General features: G+C 73.6%; 13 protein-coding genes and 1 pseudogene. 6 read left to right on the forward strand and 8 right to left on the reverse strand.

Going from position 1 to position 16,286, the window contains the following annotated elements; genetic code table 11:
* The first annotated feature begins 151 nt into the window (after positions 1-151).
* Both O7620_RS05670 and O7620_RS05675 read left to right on the forward strand, forming a co-directional pair.
* Entirely contained in the window at positions 152-1,885 is a 1,734-nt protein-coding gene (locus tag O7620_RS05670; protein WP_278122156.1) for a hypothetical protein, read from the forward strand.
* 55 nt (positions 1,886-1,940) lie between these two features.
* Positions 1,941-2,831 carry a pyridoxal-phosphate dependent enzyme gene (locus tag O7620_RS05675; RefSeq protein ID WP_278122157.1) on the forward strand — a complete coding sequence of 297 codons (891 nt, stop codon included), beginning with the start codon at positions 1,941-1,943 and terminating at the stop codon, positions 2,829-2,831.
* 2 nt (positions 2,832-2,833) lie between these two features.
* On the opposite strand, the pseudogene O7620_RS05680 reads toward O7620_RS05675, so the two are convergent.
* Both O7620_RS05680 and O7620_RS05685 read right to left on the reverse strand, forming a co-directional pair.
* Positions 2,834-3,156, reverse strand: a pseudogene (locus tag O7620_RS05680) (hypothetical protein); the annotation flags it as partial.
* 80 nt (positions 3,157-3,236) lie between these two features.
* Positions 3,237-4,763, reverse strand: coding sequence for a helix-turn-helix transcriptional regulator (locus O7620_RS05685; RefSeq protein ID WP_278122158.1), 1,527 nt, complete (start codon positions 4,761-4,763; stop codon positions 3,237-3,239).
* Positions 4,764-5,009: 246 nt separating this feature from the next.
* On the opposite strand from O7620_RS05685, the gene O7620_RS05690 reads away from it, so the two are divergent.
* Together O7620_RS05690 and O7620_RS05695 are read left to right on the forward strand one after the other, a co-directional pair.
* Positions 5,010-5,300, forward strand: a complete 291-nt coding sequence (locus tag O7620_RS05690) for a hypothetical protein (protein ID WP_278122159.1) — start codon at positions 5,010-5,012, stop codon at positions 5,298-5,300.
* 13 nt (positions 5,301-5,313) lie between these two features.
* Positions 5,314-6,447, forward strand: coding sequence for a cupin domain-containing protein (locus tag O7620_RS05695; RefSeq protein WP_151492819.1), 1,134 nt, complete (start codon positions 5,314-5,316; stop codon positions 6,445-6,447).
* Between the two features lie 40 nt (positions 6,448-6,487).
* Here the strand turns inward: O7620_RS05695 and O7620_RS05700 are convergent, their stop codons facing one another.
* Genes O7620_RS05700 through O7620_RS05715 form a run of 4 tightly spaced genes read right to left on the reverse strand, consistent with a single transcriptional unit; the run spans position 6,488 to position 10,350 of the window.
* Complete coding sequence (locus tag O7620_RS05700) at positions 6,488-7,954, reverse strand: PepSY domain-containing protein (RefSeq protein WP_278122160.1); 1,467 nt, start codon at positions 7,952-7,954, stop codon at positions 6,488-6,490.
* Between the two features lie 52 nt (positions 7,955-8,006).
* On the reverse strand, positions 8,007-8,546 hold the full coding sequence (locus O7620_RS05705; RefSeq protein WP_278122161.1) for a copper resistance CopC family protein: 540 nt from the start codon (positions 8,544-8,546) through the stop codon (positions 8,007-8,009).
* On the reverse strand, positions 8,543-9,769 hold the full coding sequence (locus O7620_RS05710; RefSeq protein WP_278122162.1) for a Dyp-type peroxidase: 1,227 nt from the start codon (positions 9,767-9,769) through the stop codon (positions 8,543-8,545). Before O7620_RS05710 ends, O7620_RS05705 begins: the two co-directional genes overlap by 4 nt.
* Entirely contained in the window at positions 9,766-10,350 is a 585-nt protein-coding gene (locus O7620_RS05715) for a copper chaperone PCu(A)C (RefSeq protein WP_278122163.1), read from the reverse strand. The genes O7620_RS05710 and O7620_RS05715 overlap by 4 nt, the downstream gene beginning before the upstream one ends.
* 384 nt (positions 10,351-10,734) lie before the next feature.
* Between O7620_RS05715 and O7620_RS05720 the strand changes: the two genes are divergently transcribed.
* The gene (locus tag O7620_RS05720) at positions 10,735-10,986 is read left to right on the forward strand and encodes a hypothetical protein (RefSeq protein ID WP_278122164.1); all 252 of its coding nucleotides are present in this window, start codon (positions 10,735-10,737) and stop codon (positions 10,984-10,986) included.
* 68 nt (positions 10,987-11,054) lie between these two features.
* Here O7620_RS05720 and O7620_RS05725 read toward each other — a convergent pair whose 3' ends face one another.
* Both O7620_RS05725 and O7620_RS05730 read right to left on the reverse strand, forming a co-directional pair.
* On the reverse strand, positions 11,055-12,347 hold the full coding sequence (locus tag O7620_RS05725) for a phosphodiester glycosidase family protein (RefSeq protein ID WP_278122165.1): 1,293 nt from the start codon (positions 12,345-12,347) through the stop codon (positions 11,055-11,057).
* 95 nt (positions 12,348-12,442) lie between these two features.
* The gene (locus tag O7620_RS05730) at positions 12,443-12,982 is read right to left on the reverse strand and encodes a DinB family protein (protein ID WP_278122166.1); all 540 of its coding nucleotides are present in this window, start codon (positions 12,980-12,982) and stop codon (positions 12,443-12,445) included.
* A gap of 123 nt (positions 12,983-13,105) precedes the next feature.
* On the opposite strand from O7620_RS05730, the gene O7620_RS05735 reads away from it, so the two are divergent.
* Positions 13,106-16,285, forward strand: a complete 3,180-nt coding sequence (locus O7620_RS05735; RefSeq protein ID WP_278122167.1) for a BTAD domain-containing putative transcriptional regulator — start codon at positions 13,106-13,108, stop codon at positions 16,283-16,285.
* Position 16,286: the final 1 nt, after the last annotated feature.

Below are 16,286 nucleotides of genomic sequence, written 5' to 3' on the forward strand. Positions count from 1 at the left end.
ACGATCCCTGGCCCGGAACCTGTAGCATGCGGCGGACGACGGGCGGCAGCCGGAGCGCGGCTCTGGTACGACTCGCCGCGCGACTCCGCCGTACGGGGCGGCCGCGGCGCCGGTCCGGCCGTGGTCGGAGTGAGAGAGGAACCTGCTCGGCGTGTTCCAGGAACCGGACCGGAGCCAGATGACCGGCGGAAGCTCAATCAACGGGGTACGCGGCGGCGGGTCCGCCGCCGACCCACCGGAGGCGTGGGACGGGGAACTGGCCAGGGCGGTGCGGCGGGTCGCCGTCGTGCGTACCGGGTTCTACGTCGTCGTGCTGTTGATCGCCCTCGGCGGTCAGGTGTCCGGCGCGATGGAACGACTCGACATGCCGTGGTACGTCGCCCTGCCCGCCGTCGGCGCGCTCGAGCTGGGTGGCGTGGTGGTGCTGGCGAACGCCGACCTGCGCCGCCGGCTCGGCGAACAGGCGATCCTGTCCCGTGTGTTGTCGGCCGGCATCGCCGTCGCCGCCGTCGCCTTCAACTGGCTGGCGCACAGCAACCACCTCGAAGGCGGCTTCTACGCGGGCATGTCCCTGCTCGGTTATCTGGTGTGGCTGATGAACACCGAGAACCAGCGGCGGGACCGGCTGCGCGCCCGGCGGCAGTTGCCACCCACGACGCCGGCGTACGAACCGGTCGGGCACTGGTTGCGCCACCCGTGGCTGACCCGCCGCGCCCGCTCGCTGGCCAAGGCCGACTACGGCCTCGGCCTGTACGGCTCGCTCGACGCCGCCCGCGCGCAGATCCGCGCCGAACGGCGGCAGGCCGCGCTCAGCAAGGTGCTGCACCGCAAGATCACCCGAGCGTTGGACGCCACCACCGCGGACATCGCCGTGGCGGTGTACGACCTCGACGAGATCGCCCGGCGGCTGGCCGAGCACGCGGACTACGACGGGCTCACCGCGCTGATCGCGGCCGATCTGGCACCCGCGCGGGTGCTGGCCGGAAACCTGCCGGAGCACGGCCGTCGGCGGCGGTGGCGCCGGTCCCGGCAACCCGACCCGGTCGCACTGGCATCGGCGGCGCGGCTGCTCGCCGACGCCCCGGAGCGGCTGCTTCCTCGCGCCCCAGAGCCGCCCACGGCCACGACCCTCGAACCTGGCACGCCCTCCGCGCCGGTGGTTCGCCCCGCCACCCCGCCGGCGGTCGCGAGCGCCGCTGCCGTGCCGCCCGCGGACACCGTCGAGCCTCTGAAGCCCACCGAGCCGACGGCGGACGGCGTCGAGCGACCGCCGGCGCGGCGGTCCCGGTCGACGTCGGACCGCGGCGCTCAGCAGACGACACGCGCCGACACCACGGAACGGACCGCGTCGGCCGCCGACCAGGCCGATCCACCCCGCGCTTCGGACTGGGCCGCGCTGCACGCGGAACTCGCCCCGCTCCTGCCGGCGGCCGCCCCGCGCAGAGCCACGCGCACGACAGCCGATCGACCCGACGCCACCCGAGCGGAGACGCCGTCGGCGACGGACGCTCCGGTGGCCCTGGTGGACCCGTCCGCCACGGTGCGGCCCGCGACGCGCGGCGCCGCAGCGCCGCGAACCGCGACCGGACGGGCACGGGTGGCCCGGGTCGCCGACCCGGCGGGGGAGGCGGGACCGCTCGCCGCGCACACCCGGGAGCTGCCCCTGGTGGTCGGGCGGGACCTGCCGGATCTCGTGGACGCCGCGGCGAGCCGGGTCACGCCACCCGGTGCGGCCATCGACGCCGGGGAAGGGGCCACCGAGCAGCGACCAGTGTCGCGACCCCGGCAGCGCCGGCGCGACGACGCGGAGCCGCGAGCGGGGGCGGAGACGGTGCGACGTCGGTCCAATTCCAACACCGAGTCGGCTGAGGTCGGGCGCCCCTGAGCGACAGCTCGGGGCGAGCAACCCCACTTCGGGTACGCGGTGCTTAGCTGTGGGGATGACGTCCCCTGTCTCCCTCGGTACGTGGCCGACCCCGCTGGAGGCCGCACCTCGCCTCGCCGCCCGACTGGGGCTGGCCGACCTGTGGTTCAAGCGCGACGATCTCGGTGGGCTCGGCGGAGGCGGCAACAAGATCCGTAAACTGCGGTACACCTGCGCCGAGGCCCTCGCCGCCGGCGCCAGCATGGTGATCACCTCGGGCGCACCGCAGAGCAACCACGCGCGGCTGACCGCTGCGGCGGCCGGGCGGCTCGGTCTCGCCTGCGTGCTGGTGCTCGCCGGGCCGCCCGTGCGGGACCGGCGCGGCAACCTGCTCCTCGACGAGCTGGCCGGCGCGGAGATCGTCTGGAGCGGGGACCGGCCGCTCGCCGAGGTGGTGGCGGTCGAGGCGGAGAGACGCTCGGCGTACGTCATTCCGTTCGGTGGCACCTCGCCGACGTCGCTGGCGGGCTACATGGACTGTGGCCGGGAGCTGCGCGCCCAGGTGCCGGACATCGACGGGGTCGAGGTCGTGGTGGCGGTCGGCTCCGGCGGAATGATGGCCGGACTGGTCCGTGAGCTGGGTGCCGAGCGGGTGGTCGGCGTGGACACCGGGGCGTTGCCCGACGCTCGTGCCGCCGTCGCCGGGCTGCTCGTCGGCCAGGTCGAGCCGGCCGCGTTGCGCATCGACGGATCGCAGGTGGGTGCGGGCTACGGCACGCTCACCGACGCCGTGCGGGCGGCCCTGCGGACGACCGCCCGCGAGGAGGGCGTGTTCCTGGATCCGACGTACACCGGCCGGGCGATGGCGGCGCTGCTGGCCGGCAGCTTCCCGCACGGCGACAGGGTGGTCTTTCTGCACAGCGGTGGCCTGCCGGGGTTGTTCGGGCATCCCGAGCTGTCAGCCTGACGTCACCGCTGCTGTCGGGGGGAGCGCAGGGTGGCGCCGGGGGCGCAGCAGGCGTCGCCGCGCCAGGCGTCGCGTCCCTCCTTGACCGCGACCGTGGCGATGACGAGGGCGGCGGTCGGGTCGGCCCACCACCAGCTGAACAGCGAGTTGACCGCCAGCCCGCCCAGCGGCACCGCGGAGAGATAGGTGCACAGGAGGGTCTGCCGGGAGTCGGCGACGGCCGAGGCCGATCCGAGTTCGCGTCCGGCGCGGCGCGTTCCCGGCGCTCGTGGTCCGGGCCGGAGAACTGCCAGGCGACCGCGGCGGCCGAGGCCACCTTGATGATGGGTCCGAAGCCCCTCCCACCCGGACCGGGCGACGCTCCGCGGCAGGTCGACCCGCGCGGAGGGCGCGAGACCGTGACGATCAGTTGCTGGTCGCCCGGTACCGATCCCAGGCCCGGACCAGTTGCAGTCGACTGTTGATACCGAGCTTGTGGTAGATCGACCGCAGTTGGGTGTCCACCGTGTGGAAGGAGACGAAGAGGCTCCCGGCCGCCTCCCTCTTGGTGGCGCCCGTGGCGAGGAGCTCGGCGACCCGCTCCTCGGCGGGGGTGAGTGCGCCGACCCGCCGCCGCTGGTCGTGCGGGGCGGCAGCGAGCGCGGCGCAACGGGCGTCGGCGATCAGCTGGTCACCGGGAGCGCCGATCCGGGCGTAGAGCGCGGCCGCCTCGTGGGCGGCCTCCCGGGCCTCCGCCGGGCGCAGCCCGGGGTTGTTCGCGAGGTCGAGTAACGCGTCGGCCAGCGCCGGCCACGCGGCGGTGGTGCGCAGGCCGCCGACCGCCGACCGCAGCGCGTCCGGATCGCCGTCGAGCAGGCCCCTGGTCTGATCGGCCAGAGCGCGCCACAGCGCGACGGGGGTACGCGCGGCCACCCGCCCGACCAGTTCGGTGACCCGGCGGGCGGCGTGCGGGTCGTCGGCGGCCACTGCCGCGCGTACCAGCCGGGGGCCGAACTGCGGCACGGGTAGCAGGGGTCGCACCGACCGGTGCAGATCGGCCACGACCTGACCGAGCGTCCGCGCCGGCTCGCCGAGGACGGGATCACGGACGGCAACACACCGGGCGGCCGTCCACATCGTACTGTCGGGCCAGTTTTGTGGCGCGGCGGAGGCGCGCAGGACGGCGCGCGCTGCGTCGGCCTCGCCACGCCGGTAGCGGACCTCGGCGACCACGGCGACCAGCAGGGCACGTACCTCGTGATCGATGTCCGGAGATCCGAGGGTGATGGCGGCCAGCGCGGCCGCCTCCGGCAGCTCTCCCACGGCGACCATGCGCAGGCAGTCCAGGGCGGTCAGCCTGCTGCTCGCCGCGGTGCCGGGCGGGGCCGTGTCGATGAACGCCTGGCGGATCGCCGTTCGCGCGTCCTCGTGCCGGCCGAGGCAGAGCGTGACGAGGATCCGCTCGGCCCGGATCGACGCGGCGTCGCGACGGACCGCCGGTGCGTCGAGGGCCAGGGCCGCCAGCACGGCATCGGCTCCCGGTAGGTCACCGTACGACAGTGAGCGGGCGGCCCGGCCGACGGCGAGGTGGCGCGCCGACGAGGCGTCACCCGCCGCCGCGTGCGCGGTACCGGCGTCGCGCAGCAGGGCGTCGGCATCCGGGTGTCCGGTACGCGCCGCGACGACGGCGACCATCGCGAGCAGGGTGCTTTGGCTGCGGGCGTCCTCCAGCGGTCGCGCCAGCGCGTCCCGCAGAGCGGTGAGGACGACCGACGGTCGCTCTCCGGCGGCGACCTCCGCGAGGCGACCGAGCAGGCGGCGACGGTCAGGATCCCCGCCACGGTTCGCGGCGATCCGCGCTGTCAGCACGGCCAGGGCCTGCGCCCCACTCCCGGCGAGGCGGAGCTGGTCCGCGGCCGCGTCCGGTACGGCGTCGAAGGGTGAATCGGACAATGGCCTTCTCCCCGGTGGTAACCCGGCCCGTTGAAATGCCGTCCTGCGACCGAGCCTAATCAGGGCGGCAGCGGCGGGCGGCCGGATCGACGAACCAGCGGGCGTGGCCGGCAACCGACAGCCACGGTGCGACGAATCGTCCACGTCGTCCGCGATATCGCGCGCCGCTATGGCGCGATCACGTGATGTGGGGTCGCCGGTGCACCCCAGATCATCGGGTGACAGGACCTGCGACAGGAGGCCGTCGTGACGCCGACCGACACCGTGCCGCGGACCCGCCCGGCGCGGACCGACCTTCCCGGCCGACACCGGCTGCGGGTCGTACTGCTCGCGTTCGTGCTGCTGGCGACCACCGGGGCGGGCGGACACGCGCCGCCGTGGACCCGGCTGGTGCTGGCCGCGACCGCGGTGGCCGTTCCGGCGGCGGTCGCCATCCAGTACGGCTGGTCCACGGTTGGCGCCCTGCTGGGGATGCCTCCCCGGCCACGCTCGCGCGGCGGCGCCGTCCCCGCACCGAATCCGATCCGCTCGGAGTAAGGAGTCAGCGACCATGGCGAACAACGATCCCCAACCGCGACGCGGCGACGAGGGGGCGGCTCCCTTCGCGGGCCGTAACGTCGAGGTGGAACGGCAGAATCCGGATCTCCTGGTGCCGCCGACGACCGACAGTCGGTTGGTGCCCAACCTGAAGTTCTCGTTCTCCCAGGCGCACACCCGAGTGGAGCGCGGCGGCTGGACCCGTGAGGTCACCGTCCGGGACCTGCCGATCGCCACCACGATGGCGGGGGTCCAGTTCGGACTGGAGCCCGGCGCGTACCGGGAGATCCACTGGCATCAGCAGTCCGAGTGGGCGTACATGCTCAGCGGCAGTTGCCGGATCAGCGCGGTCGACCACGAGGGACGCAACTTCATCGAGGACGTCAAGGCGGGCGACCTGTGGTTCTTTCCGCAGGGGGTGCCGCACAACATCCAGGCGCTGGACGACGGCGCGCAGTTCCTGCTGGTCTTCGACGACGGCGCCTTCTCGGAGAACAACACGTTCCTGCTCAGCGACTTTTTCGCGCACACGCCCCGGCACGTGCTGGCGAAGAACTTCGGTTGGACGGCGGATCAGATGGAGAACCTGCCCGAGCGGGAGAAGTACATCTTCCAGGGCGACGTCCCGCCGCCCCTGCAACAGGACCGGGTGATCAGCCCGACCGGCGACATCCCGCGAAGCTTCAAACACCGGATGCTCGCGCAGACCCCGCAGCGGTTCCGTGGTGGAACGGTCCGGATCACCGACTCGACGAACTTCGCCGCGTCCACCACGACCGCCGCCGCCCTCGTGGAGGTCGAGCCCGGGGGGATGCGGGAGCTGCACTGGCATCCGACCACCGACGAGTGGCAGTACTACATCTCGGGCACCGGACGGATGGGCGTGTTCGCGTCCCAGGCCGCCGCTCGGACGTTCGACTTCCAGGCCGGCGACGTCGGCTACGTCCCCTTCGCGTACGGCCACTACATCGAGAACACCGGTGACGAGCCGCTGGTGTTCCTGGAGATGTTCAAGTATCCCCGGTTCGAGGACATCTCGGTGATGCAGTGGTTGGCGAACACGCCCCACGAGATCGTCGCCGACACGATCAACGTGCAGAAGTCGATCGTCGACGGATTGCCGACGATGAAACAGGTGGTGATCTGAGTCCGGCCGCCCGCCGCCGGACGGGCGGCCGGACGGTGCGTCAGCCGCCGGTGGGTGCCGGGGAACTGGGAGCCGTGGCGGGCCGGCGGCGTCGCGACACCGCGCCCACGACGACGTCGAGGACGAGGAAGGCAAGCAGGGTCAGCCCGAACACCGGCAGCGCCCAGCCGATCGCCACGGTCACCGGTACGCCGACCAGCGGCGTCCAGAGCGGCAGACGTCGTACGCCGCCACGGGCGGGCGGCGTGCCGGCGAGGGCGCGCCGGTCGACGCGGGTGGGTCGGCGCTGCCACCACATCCGGTAGCCCCAGACGACGACGCAGAGTAGCCCGAGGGCGAGCGCCGCGAGCAGGATCTGGTTGACCGGGCCAAAGAGGACGCCCATGTGGGCCTGGACGCCGAGGCCGCTGAGTTTCGCCAGCAGGGGCCAGTCGGCGAAGTCGCTGCGGGCGGTGACCGCACCGCCGGCCGGGTCGACGGCGACGCGGTCCTTGGCGACCGGCCAGGTGTTGTCGATCTGCGCGACGGTCCAGGCCGAGCCGGTTTCCTGTGCCGGAGTTATCTCGACCGGGCCGGCGAGGCCGGCCGCGCGGGCGGACGTGAGGACCCGGTCGAAGGCCGCCGACTCGACCACACCGCCCGCCCCGGCCGCGCTGTGCTCGTGGCCGCCGCCGGGATCGGCCGGGACGCCGGTGAGGCTGGTAGAAATCACCGGAGTACGCGCATCGAGCGCGTCGAGGCCGGCGCCGAAGTTCGCCCCGGCGTAGCGGGACCAGGTCAGCCCGGTGGCCGAGAGGAAGAGCAGGCCGACGGTGAGCAAGATGCCCGTGGTGGCGTGCCATCCCCGGGTACGGCGGACGCCCCTGCCGGCGGACAGATCCGGCACGAGCAGGTGCCGGGCGGTGCCCCGGGAGGCGCTGCGCCGACGCCACCAGAGGATGACACCGCCGAGCGCGAGCACCCAGAGCCAGCTTGCGGCCAGCTCGGAGTAGTGCCGGCCCGCCACCCCCAGGTGCAGGTTGCGGTGCAGGTCGTCCAGCCAGGTGGTGGCCGGTGTGGAGCCGAACCAGGTGGTCAGCTGTCCGTTGACCTGCGCGGTGTACGGGTCGACGTAGACGGTGTGCTGCTTCTCGCCCAGCTCGGGCAGGGAGAACACCACCTCGGTGGTCCGGTCGCCGGTCCCGGGCCGCACCGAGGCGATGCTGCCGTCGGTGTGCGCGTTCCGGGCGGCGCCGACCTGGTCGGCCAGCGGGAGTGGACGTTCACCCACCTGGGCGACGGTCAACTGGTCGTCGTAGAGCACGCCGTCGAGTTGCGGGGTGACCGTGTAGGCCAGGCCGGTCAACGCGGCGACCACCAGGAACGGGGCGACGAGGATTCCGGCGTAGAAGTGCAGCCGCAGCAGCAGCGCGCCGAACGGTGACGTACGCGGGGCCGGTCGTGGCGGTGCTTCGGCGGTCGTGGCGTGGTCCGGCGGTGGCGTGCCGGACACCTCGGTGAGAGACATGGTGATCCGATCGGGATAGTCGGGGCGAGAGCTTCGGTGGTTCCCGCCGTCCTCAGCGGCGGGTCGCGCGCCGCAGTAGGAGCCCGGCCACCACCACGGCGAGGACGGCCAGCGCCGCGCCGGCGAGACGTACGCCGGCACTCGATCCGCCACCGGGCTGCACCGCGGCGGCGGGCGGAGCCGGCGTCGGGGCGTCCCGGACCGGCGCGGCGGTCGACGTGGGATCGGCCACCGTGAACGGATACGACCCCTGCGCCGGGTGCCCGTCGGCGGAGACGACCCGGTAGCCGACGGTGTACGTCCCGTTCGGCAGCGGGCCGGTCACCCGGACCGTGCTCGTCGCGCCGACGACCACCGGATCGCCGGTGGGAATCTTTTGCCGGGTGGCGTCGGTGAGCACGATGGTGGTGAAGGCGGGGTCGAGCCGTCTCATGAATTCGAGCGTGACCTCGACCGGCGCGCTCGGCAGGGTCGCGTCCCGGGCCGGCGTCGACGACCGCAGGCTGTTGTGCGCCCAGGCCGGCGCGGCCGGGACGAGCAACGCCACCAGGACGGTGAGTACGGCCGCGCCGAGCCGGTTGGCGTGCCTCATCCGAGCACCTGCTCGCCGATCCATCCGTCCGGCGGACATCCGGGCGGGATGGCGAAGACGGCGGACCCGATCGGGGTGGTCCACTCGTTGAGCAGGTCCCGGTCGGCGAGTCGGCGCTGGATGGGCAGGAACTGTCGGGCGATGTCGGCCTGGTACGAGGTGAAGATCAAGCCGCTGTCGGCCTGGCCCTCCGCCGTCGGGACCGCGTCGTAGTTGTAGGGCCGACGCAGGATCTTCAGCCGGTCATCGGTGACGTGCGCGCGGGTGAGGTGGGAGAAGTCGGGGATGACGGTCAGCCCGTCGGGGCCGGGCGCGGCGAAGTCGGGTGCGTCGTGTTCGGCGGTGCCGGTGAGGGGTGCACCGGTGTCCAGGCGTCGGCCGACGGCGAGTTCCCGGTCGGCGCGGCCGAGCAGGTCCCAGGTCTCCATGTTCATGCTGATGCGTCGTACGACGAGGGTGGTGCTGTCGCGCAGCCACGCGGGCCCGTCGGCGATCCAGACGGCGCGGTCCGCCGGTGTCCCGGGCCGGGGGTTGGCGGTGCCGTCCAGTTGACCGAACAGGTTGCGTTGGGTGTGGCCGCCCGGCTCGACGCCGGGGCCGCGTCGGAAGCCCTGCTGCACCCAGCGGACGGTGGCGAAGGGTCGGCTGTCCTTGAGCAGGACGCGTTGGGTGTGGGCGACGGTGAGCGCGTCGTCCGCGCAGATCTGGAGCAGCAGGTCACCACCGGACCAGGCCGGCTGGAGCCGGTCGATGCGGAACGAGGGCAGGTCGGCCACGGATGGCGGCCGACGGTCGTCGACGCCGGCTGCCCGGTACAGGCCGGGGCCGAAACCGAAGGTCACGGTCAGCCGCGCGGGCAGCAGGCCGAGTTCGGCCTCGGTGTCGGCCAGTGCGGGTTGACCCTGGGTGAGACGTGCGGCGTCGTCGGTGAGCAGACGCAGCAGCCGACCCAGCGCGGCCCGGTCGGTCTCGGGCCGCAGGGTGAGCGCCACGAACGACGCGTGGGCCGGTGGTTCGGTGGTCACCCCGGACTGGCGTGGCCCGTGGAACGGCTCGACCGAGGTGCCGACCGCGCTCGCCAGGGCGACCTCGGCCGGCCGCCCGTCGCGGTGACCGGAGCGTTCGGCGGCGGCTACCGCGGTCAGCGCGCCTCCGGCGGCAACGGCCCCGCCGGTGAGCAGGCCGCGCCTGCTCACCGGTCGGGAGGTCGGGTTGCGGGTCATGCGGCCGGGCTCATGCTCGTCTCCGGCATCGGGCTGGCCCCGCGACCGGGCGCGTAGCTCTCCTGCGCGCCGGTGAACGGCTTGGCCACCGCGGCGAACGTCTGGTTCCGGCCGTCGGCGAACGTGAGTGTGACGGCCAGTTCGTCGCCGGCCTGTACCGGCTGCCTCACGTTCATCAGCATCAGGTGGTCGCCTCCGGGTTCGAGGACGTGGGTGCTCCTCGCCTTGATCACGATGCCGCCCGGCTTGGCCCGCATGACCATCTTCCCGTCCTTCATGGTCATTTCGTGCAGCTCCATGGGCGACACCGCGGTGGCGGCGCCGGTGATCGTGACATCGGTGTCGGTCTCGTTGACCAGGGTGCCGAACGCCGCCGTCATGCCCGTGTCGGCGGCTTTCACCCAGGGGTCGCGCACGCCGACGACACCTGCGGCGGCGCTCGTCGACGCCGCGACCGCCGGACCGGCAGCGGGGGACGACGAGGCGTCTCCACACGCCACGACGCCGGCCGACAGGAGTGCCCCGGCGGCGAGGACGGCGACCGCGCGACGACGCCGTGCGGTGGTGGTGGTGCTGGGCATGAATGTTCCCTTCACTGGCGGGCCTGGCGTCTGTCAGGTCGGCCACGTCGAGCGAAAAGTTCCCACCCGCCCCGAGCCCGGGCCCTGGACCCGCGCACGTTCACGCTCGACACGATCATGGACGCCCACCGGCTGGTCGCCGGCGGCACCGGCGCCGGAAAGGTCATCATCGACATCGACGGCTGATCCCTGAGCGGACCGAGGTGGCGATGACGGCGGAGGGACCAGCGGGGGTGCGGCCGCGGCTCGACCTGGCGCAGATCGTCACCCTGATCGGTGCGGACCGGAGGGTGGGGCGACCGACCCCGATCGGGGTGGAGGGGTTCGGCGGGGCCGGCAAGACGGTCGTCGCACGGCGGCTCGGTCAGGCGCTGGGCGACGTCCATGGTCGTGGAGGGTGTGTCCGCGTACCACGACGAGCTGTGGCCGTACTACGACCACCGGATCTGGGTCGACGCGTCGATGGACGTCGCCCGGGAGCGGGCCCGGCGTCGAGACCTGCGGCGGGGCATCTACGACCGGGACCTGTGGGATGCGTGGGAACGCTCGGAAATCAGCTACCGGGCCAAGCATCGGCCGCATCTGACGTGCGACATCGTGTACGACAATGGTCTCGACCGCGCCGACCTTCGCTGAGTGAGCCGCCACAGAACGGCCGGCACCTCGTCCGGTGCCGGCCGCCCCCGAGTGTCGATTTCGGACGGTCAGTTACCGCCGTGGTAGCGGCCCGGCACGTAGACGAGCGCGTCACCGACGGCCCGCTCCGCTCCACTCGGCTGGTTCACCAGTGCGCCCTGTGCGGCCATGGCGGTGGAGCCGCCGCCGTCGAGGTTGACGGCGTCGTCCATGCCGAGCGCCTGCGCGACGGCGGCCGTCTCGTCGAGGGTGGTGCCGACGCTGGTCACCTGGCGACCGTCGATGGTGGCGAGCACGATCTTTCCGTCCCGGGTCGTTCCGGCGATGGTGCGGGGGTTGCGGGCGAAGAAGCTGTCGGAGCCGCCGTCGGGCACGACGATCTGACCGTCGGCCGTCAGCGGGTACCGCCCGTTCACGCCGAACAGCCCGGGCCGCAGCGCCAGCTTGCGTCCCCGCTGGTCGGTCAGCGTCGACGACCGGTCCAGGCATCCCCGTCCGGCCACGGCGAGCAGGGTGGCGGCGTCGCGGCCGGTGGCCTGCAGCGACGTCTGGCCGGTGGCGAGCGCGGTGCCACGGCTGGTCGCGGTGCGCACCACGCAGCCGAGCTGGTTGAGGACGACCTCGACGCCGGCGCCGGACGGGGTGGCCGCGTCGAACTCGGGGGTGAACTGGACGACGTCACCGGGCTCGGCGCAGAGGGTCTGGTCGACCAGGGTGGCGCAGGCGGCGGGGATCACCGGGGGGTGGTTGACGAACTCCAGCGGCAGGACGGCGTTGGTCCGCCGGTTCCGTACGCTGCCCGACCACGTCAGCTTCCCGGTCAGCGCCCGGTTGGTGGTGGCGTCGACCACGAAGTTGACCTCACCCGGCTCGGCGGTGGGCTCACTGAGCAGCTTCCCGCCGTACAGGCCCAGGCCGACGGGGTCGCCGGGGTAGAGCTGGCTGGCGGTGAACGTGAAGAAGGAGGCGTTGACGCCGGCCAGGGCGCCGGAGTCGCGTACCAGGTCGGTGGTCTTCTCGACCTGCCCGAGGGTCGGGCCGTACGTCGCCCTCAGGTGCCCGCGTGCCCGGCGCGGGTCGATGGTGAGCACGTTCACCACCCACGGACCCCGGGTGGTGGTGTTGATCTGGTCGGCCGGTGCCGGGTCGGTCCCGCGCACGATGCGGGTGAGGGTCACGCCGTCGGCGAGGGTGCGGCTGGTGGTGACCTGCGTCAGGTCGCTGTCACCGATCGGCAGGGTGACGCCGGCGGCATCGGCGCGGGCACCCGGAGCGACGGCGAGCGCCACCGCGGCGAGCGTGGCCGCGGCGAACGCTCCCGCGCGGCGGAGGCCGGACAGGCCAGGAGGGGAAACAGTCATGGCCTGATCGTCGCGGCGGCACCGAAGCACGTACCGGACAGAAACTGACAACCAGTCGAACTGTGGTGAAAGGACTTATCCGCAGCGGACCCGGCTCACTGCCCGGTACGGCCGTCAACGCACTCGCGCAGCAGGTCGGCATGGCCGGCGTGCCGGGCGTACTCCTCGATCAGATGCACGAGGACATCGCGGACGCTGACCGAGCCGTCACCGAACGGCACCTCACGCCCCAGGTCGTCCTCGTCGAGCGCGTCGAGCCACCTGTCGGCCGCGGCGATCTCCCTCCGCCACGCGGCGAACGCCTCCTCGACGACGGCCGGGTCGCCGACCGCGCCGGTGAAGTCCGCGTCCGGGTCGTCGTCGCGTTTGAACAGGTGCGGTTGGCCGGCGTCGCCCCGCAGCACCCGCTGGAACCAGTGGTGCTCCACCTGGGCGAGGTGCCGCACCAGCCCGAGCAGACTCATCGTGCTCGGTGGCACCGAGCGGCGGGCGAGCTGCTCGGCGTCGAGATCGTCGCACTTCAGGCCCAGGGTCAACCGGTAGTTGTCCAGGTACTCCCGCAGCGTCGCCTTCTCGCCCTTCGGATTGCCGAAAGTCCGGGGGTCTTCGGCAGGTTCCGCCCACATGTCGTTCATGGCCCGTGACCCTTGCCGACCCGCGGCTGCGCGCGCAACCGGGTTATCGCGTCCGGGTCGACACCCGCCGATCAGGCGCGGGTTGCCGGCCACCCCGTGGTGCGGGTGGGGGATGCTGGGTCCGTGCAGATCACGATCCTCGGCCCGCTCGCCGTCAACGGTCGACCGGTCCGGGGCGAGCGGCTCGCGGCGGTGGTGCGCGCGCTGGTCGACGCGCGCGGGCGGGCGGTCTCCACCGCGCTGCTCGTCGAGGCCGTGTGGGACGGCACGCCGCCGGACGACGCGACCGGCGCGGTGCAGGCGCTGGTGTCCCGGGTACGCCGGCTCGGGCTGCCCGTCGGCGCGGTGCCGGGGGGCTACCGGCTGCCGGTCGACGAGGTCACCGTCGACGCGGTCGAGGCGCGGGTCCTCGTCGACCGGGCGACCGCCGCCCTCCGCTGCGGGGACGTCCATGCCGCGCGAGGGTCGGCCGACCAGGCGCGGGCGCTGTTCCCCGAGGTCCCGGAGCTCGACGCGGCCGAGGACGTCCGACTCCTCGCGGACGTAGCCGCGCTGCGTGCGCGGGCGGCGCTCGACGGCGCGGGGCCGTTCGACGAGGCGGACCTGCGCCGGCTTGTCGCGCGCACCCCGCCGGACGAGCCGTCGGCCGCGCTGCTCGTCCGGGTGCTCGCCGCCCAGGGCCGCGACGCCGAGGCGTTGGAGGTGATCGAACGGCTGCGCGGCGAACTGGCCGACCGGTACGGCACCGACCCGTCGCCGGTGATCACAGACGTCCACCTGGCGCTGCTGCGCGGCGAACTCACCGCCCCGGCCGTCGCGACGCCACCCCGGCAACCGGCACGGATCACGCTGCCCACCGCGTGGCGCCGGTCCCTGACCACCCTCGTCGGCCGGGAGCGTGACGTCGAAGCCGTCGCCGGCGCGCTCACCGAGACGGCGCTGGTGACGATCGTGGCGACCGGCGGGGCCGGCAAGACCCGCCTCGCCGCCGAGGTGGCGAGGCGCGCGGCGGCGGCCGGGCAGGCGGTACGGGTGATCGAGCTCGCCGGTGTGCGGTCCCCCGAGGAGGTGCTGCCCACGGTGCTCGCGGCGCTCGGCGGCGCGGACACCTCGGCGACCGGCGGCAACCTGGGTCTGGAACGGCGGGTCCTCAACCCGGAGGAGCGCCTGCGCGCCGTCGCCCCAGACCTCGACGGGCTGGTGGTGCTGGACAACTGCGAGCACGTCCTCGACGCGGTGGCCACCGTCGTCGCGGACCTGGTCGCGGTGACGTCCCCGGAGGTAGCGGTGCTCGCGACGAGCCGTGCCCCGCTGGGTCTGGCCGGCGAACTGGTGCACCGGCTGACCGCGCTGCCGGACGCCGACGCGCTCGCGCTGATCCAGTCCCGGGCACGAGCCGGCGGCGCGGTACCGACCTGGGACACCGGACGGGCGCTCGCCCTGTGCCACCGGCTCGACAACCTGCCGCTGGCGCTCGAACTGGCCGCCGCGCGACTGCGGAGCATGCCGATCGACGACGTGCTCGCCGGCCTGACCGACCGGTTCGCGCTGCTCGACGACGCGCTGCGCGGCCTGCCGGAGCGGCACGCGAGCCTGTGGGCGATGGTCGACTGGAGCCGCGAACTGCTCGCGCCCGACGACCGTGAGCTGCTTCAACGGGTGGCGGTCATTCCCGCCGCGTTCACCGCGGACCTCGCCGCCTCGGTCGCGCGGACCCCGGACGTACGACGTGGTCTGGCCACGCTCGTCGAGCAGTCCCTGCTGACCCTGGTCGAGGGGGACGGCCCGCCCCGCTACCGGATGCTGGAGACCGTCCGCGAGTACGGGGAGGCCCGCCTCGACGCGGCCGGCGACCGGGAGCTGGCCATGGCCGGCCTGGTCGGGTGGGCCCGGCCGGAGGCGACGGCGCTCGCCGACCGGTTCGTCGGCCCCGCCCAGGTCGAGGCGTTCGCCCGGTGCGCCGCCGAGCAGGACAACCTGGTCGCGGCCCTGCGCTGGTCGCTCGTGACCGACGACGAGCCGGCCTCGATCGACGTCGCCGCCGCGTTGTTCCACCTCTGGACGGTGCGCGGCCTGCACCTGGAGGTCCTCGGCTGGGTGCGGGGCCTGCTGCACGTCGATGACCCGCAGCGACGGCGACGGTCCGCGATCCTGCACGGCCGGTCCGCGGGGCGGCCGCTGCCCGACGCCGACCGGCTCGCCCGTACCTGTCTGCTGGTCGGGGTCAACGCCGGCATCAGCGGTGAGCTTCGGCTCGCCGTGCTTGCCCGCCGCGCGATGCGGACGGTCCTCGCCGAACGGCCCACCGAGGTGTCGGCCCGGCAGACCGCGCTCGCGTCGGCGTTGCCGAAGTTCGACACGTCCGACCCGGAGCAGAGCATGAAGAGCGCGGCCGAACTGATCGATCACCCGGACCCGTACGTGCAGGGGCTCGGACTGTTCTCCCGGGCCGCCATCCGGGAGAACGGTGGCATGCCCGAGGCGTCGGTGGTCGACGCCGAGCAGGCGTACCGCCGTTTCGAGGTGGCCGGTGACCATTGGGGGATGGCGATGGCGGCGGGAGCCGTCGGACAGTTCCTCATCCCGCGCGACGATGCGCGGTCGACCGACTGGCTGGCGCGCAGCATCCGACACATGGAACTGGTCGGCGCCGTGCAGGACGCCCGCTCGATCCGGGTCCGGCTGGACGTGCAACTCGCCCTGGCCGGCGACCGGGAGGCCGAGCGGCGACTGGTCGACACGGCGACGCCGGGCGAGGCCGAGGAGGTGGATGCCGCCCAGGCGCGGCTCGGCCTGTCGCACCTCGCCTGGCAGCGTGAGCGTTACGACGAGGCCCTCGCCCACGCCGAGGAGGTGACCCGGATCCTGAACCGGTGGACGGACGGGCCGCCGCAGCCGCGGGTCATCCTCCGGGTCGCGGTGGCCGTCCTGCATCTGCGCCTGGCGCAGGTGCGGCCGGGCACCGAAGCGGACGCCAGCGCCCTGCCCGCGGCGATGCTGACGCTGAGCCGGGACGAGGCGTTCGCCTCGAAGGACCTGCCGGTGATCGGGGCGTGGGCTCTCGGCGGCGCCGAACTCGCGGCGCACCGCGGGGACGTCGCTGCCGCACGCGAGCTGTTCGCGCTCGGAACGCGCATCGGCAGTCACGTGGGTGCGTTCTTCCCACCCGGCAACGGCGAACGGCTCACCGCCGTCCTCGGGAGCGAGGAGCAGCGTGAGCCGTTGCTGGCCGCGTGGCGCGAGCGGCCGGGTGCCGTGGTGGTCGCCCGCATCCGCGAACTGATGGGAGACCTGCTCGCGTAGG

The sequence above is a fragment of the Micromonospora sp. WMMD710 genome, from assembly GCF_029626045.1.
GTDB lineage: Bacteria > Actinomycetota > Actinomycetes > Mycobacteriales > Micromonosporaceae > Micromonospora.

Excerpts from the sequence above, each read along its gene's own strand:
- O7620_RS05675 (WP_278122157.1), top strand. The coding sequence starts at position 1,941 with ATGACGTCCCCTGTCTCCCTCGGTACGTGGCCGACCCCGCTGGAGGCC.
- O7620_RS05695 (WP_151492819.1), top strand. The coding sequence starts at position 5,314 with ATGGCGAACAACGATCCCCAACCGCGACGCGGCGACGAGGGGGCGGCT.
- O7620_RS05700 (WP_278122160.1), bottom strand. The coding sequence starts at position 7,954 with ATGTCTCTCACCGAGGTGTCCGGCACGCCACCGCCGGACCACGCCACG.
- O7620_RS05705 (WP_278122161.1), bottom strand. The coding sequence starts at position 8,546 with ATGAGGCACGCCAACCGGCTCGGCGCGGCCGTACTCACCGTCCTGGTG.
- O7620_RS05710 (WP_278122162.1), bottom strand. The coding sequence starts at position 9,769 with ATGACCCGCAACCCGACCTCCCGACCGGTGAGCAGGCGCGGCCTGCTC.
- O7620_RS05715 (WP_278122163.1), bottom strand. The coding sequence starts at position 10,350 with ATGCCCAGCACCACCACCACCGCACGGCGTCGTCGCGCGGTCGCCGTC.
- O7620_RS05720 (WP_278122164.1), top strand. The coding sequence starts at position 10,735 with ATGGTCGTGGAGGGTGTGTCCGCGTACCACGACGAGCTGTGGCCGTAC.
- O7620_RS05725 (WP_278122165.1), bottom strand. The coding sequence starts at position 12,347 with ATGACTGTTTCCCCTCCTGGCCTGTCCGGCCTCCGCCGCGCGGGAGCG.
- O7620_RS05730 (WP_278122166.1), bottom strand. The coding sequence starts at position 12,982 with ATGAACGACATGTGGGCGGAACCTGCCGAAGACCCCCGGACTTTCGGC.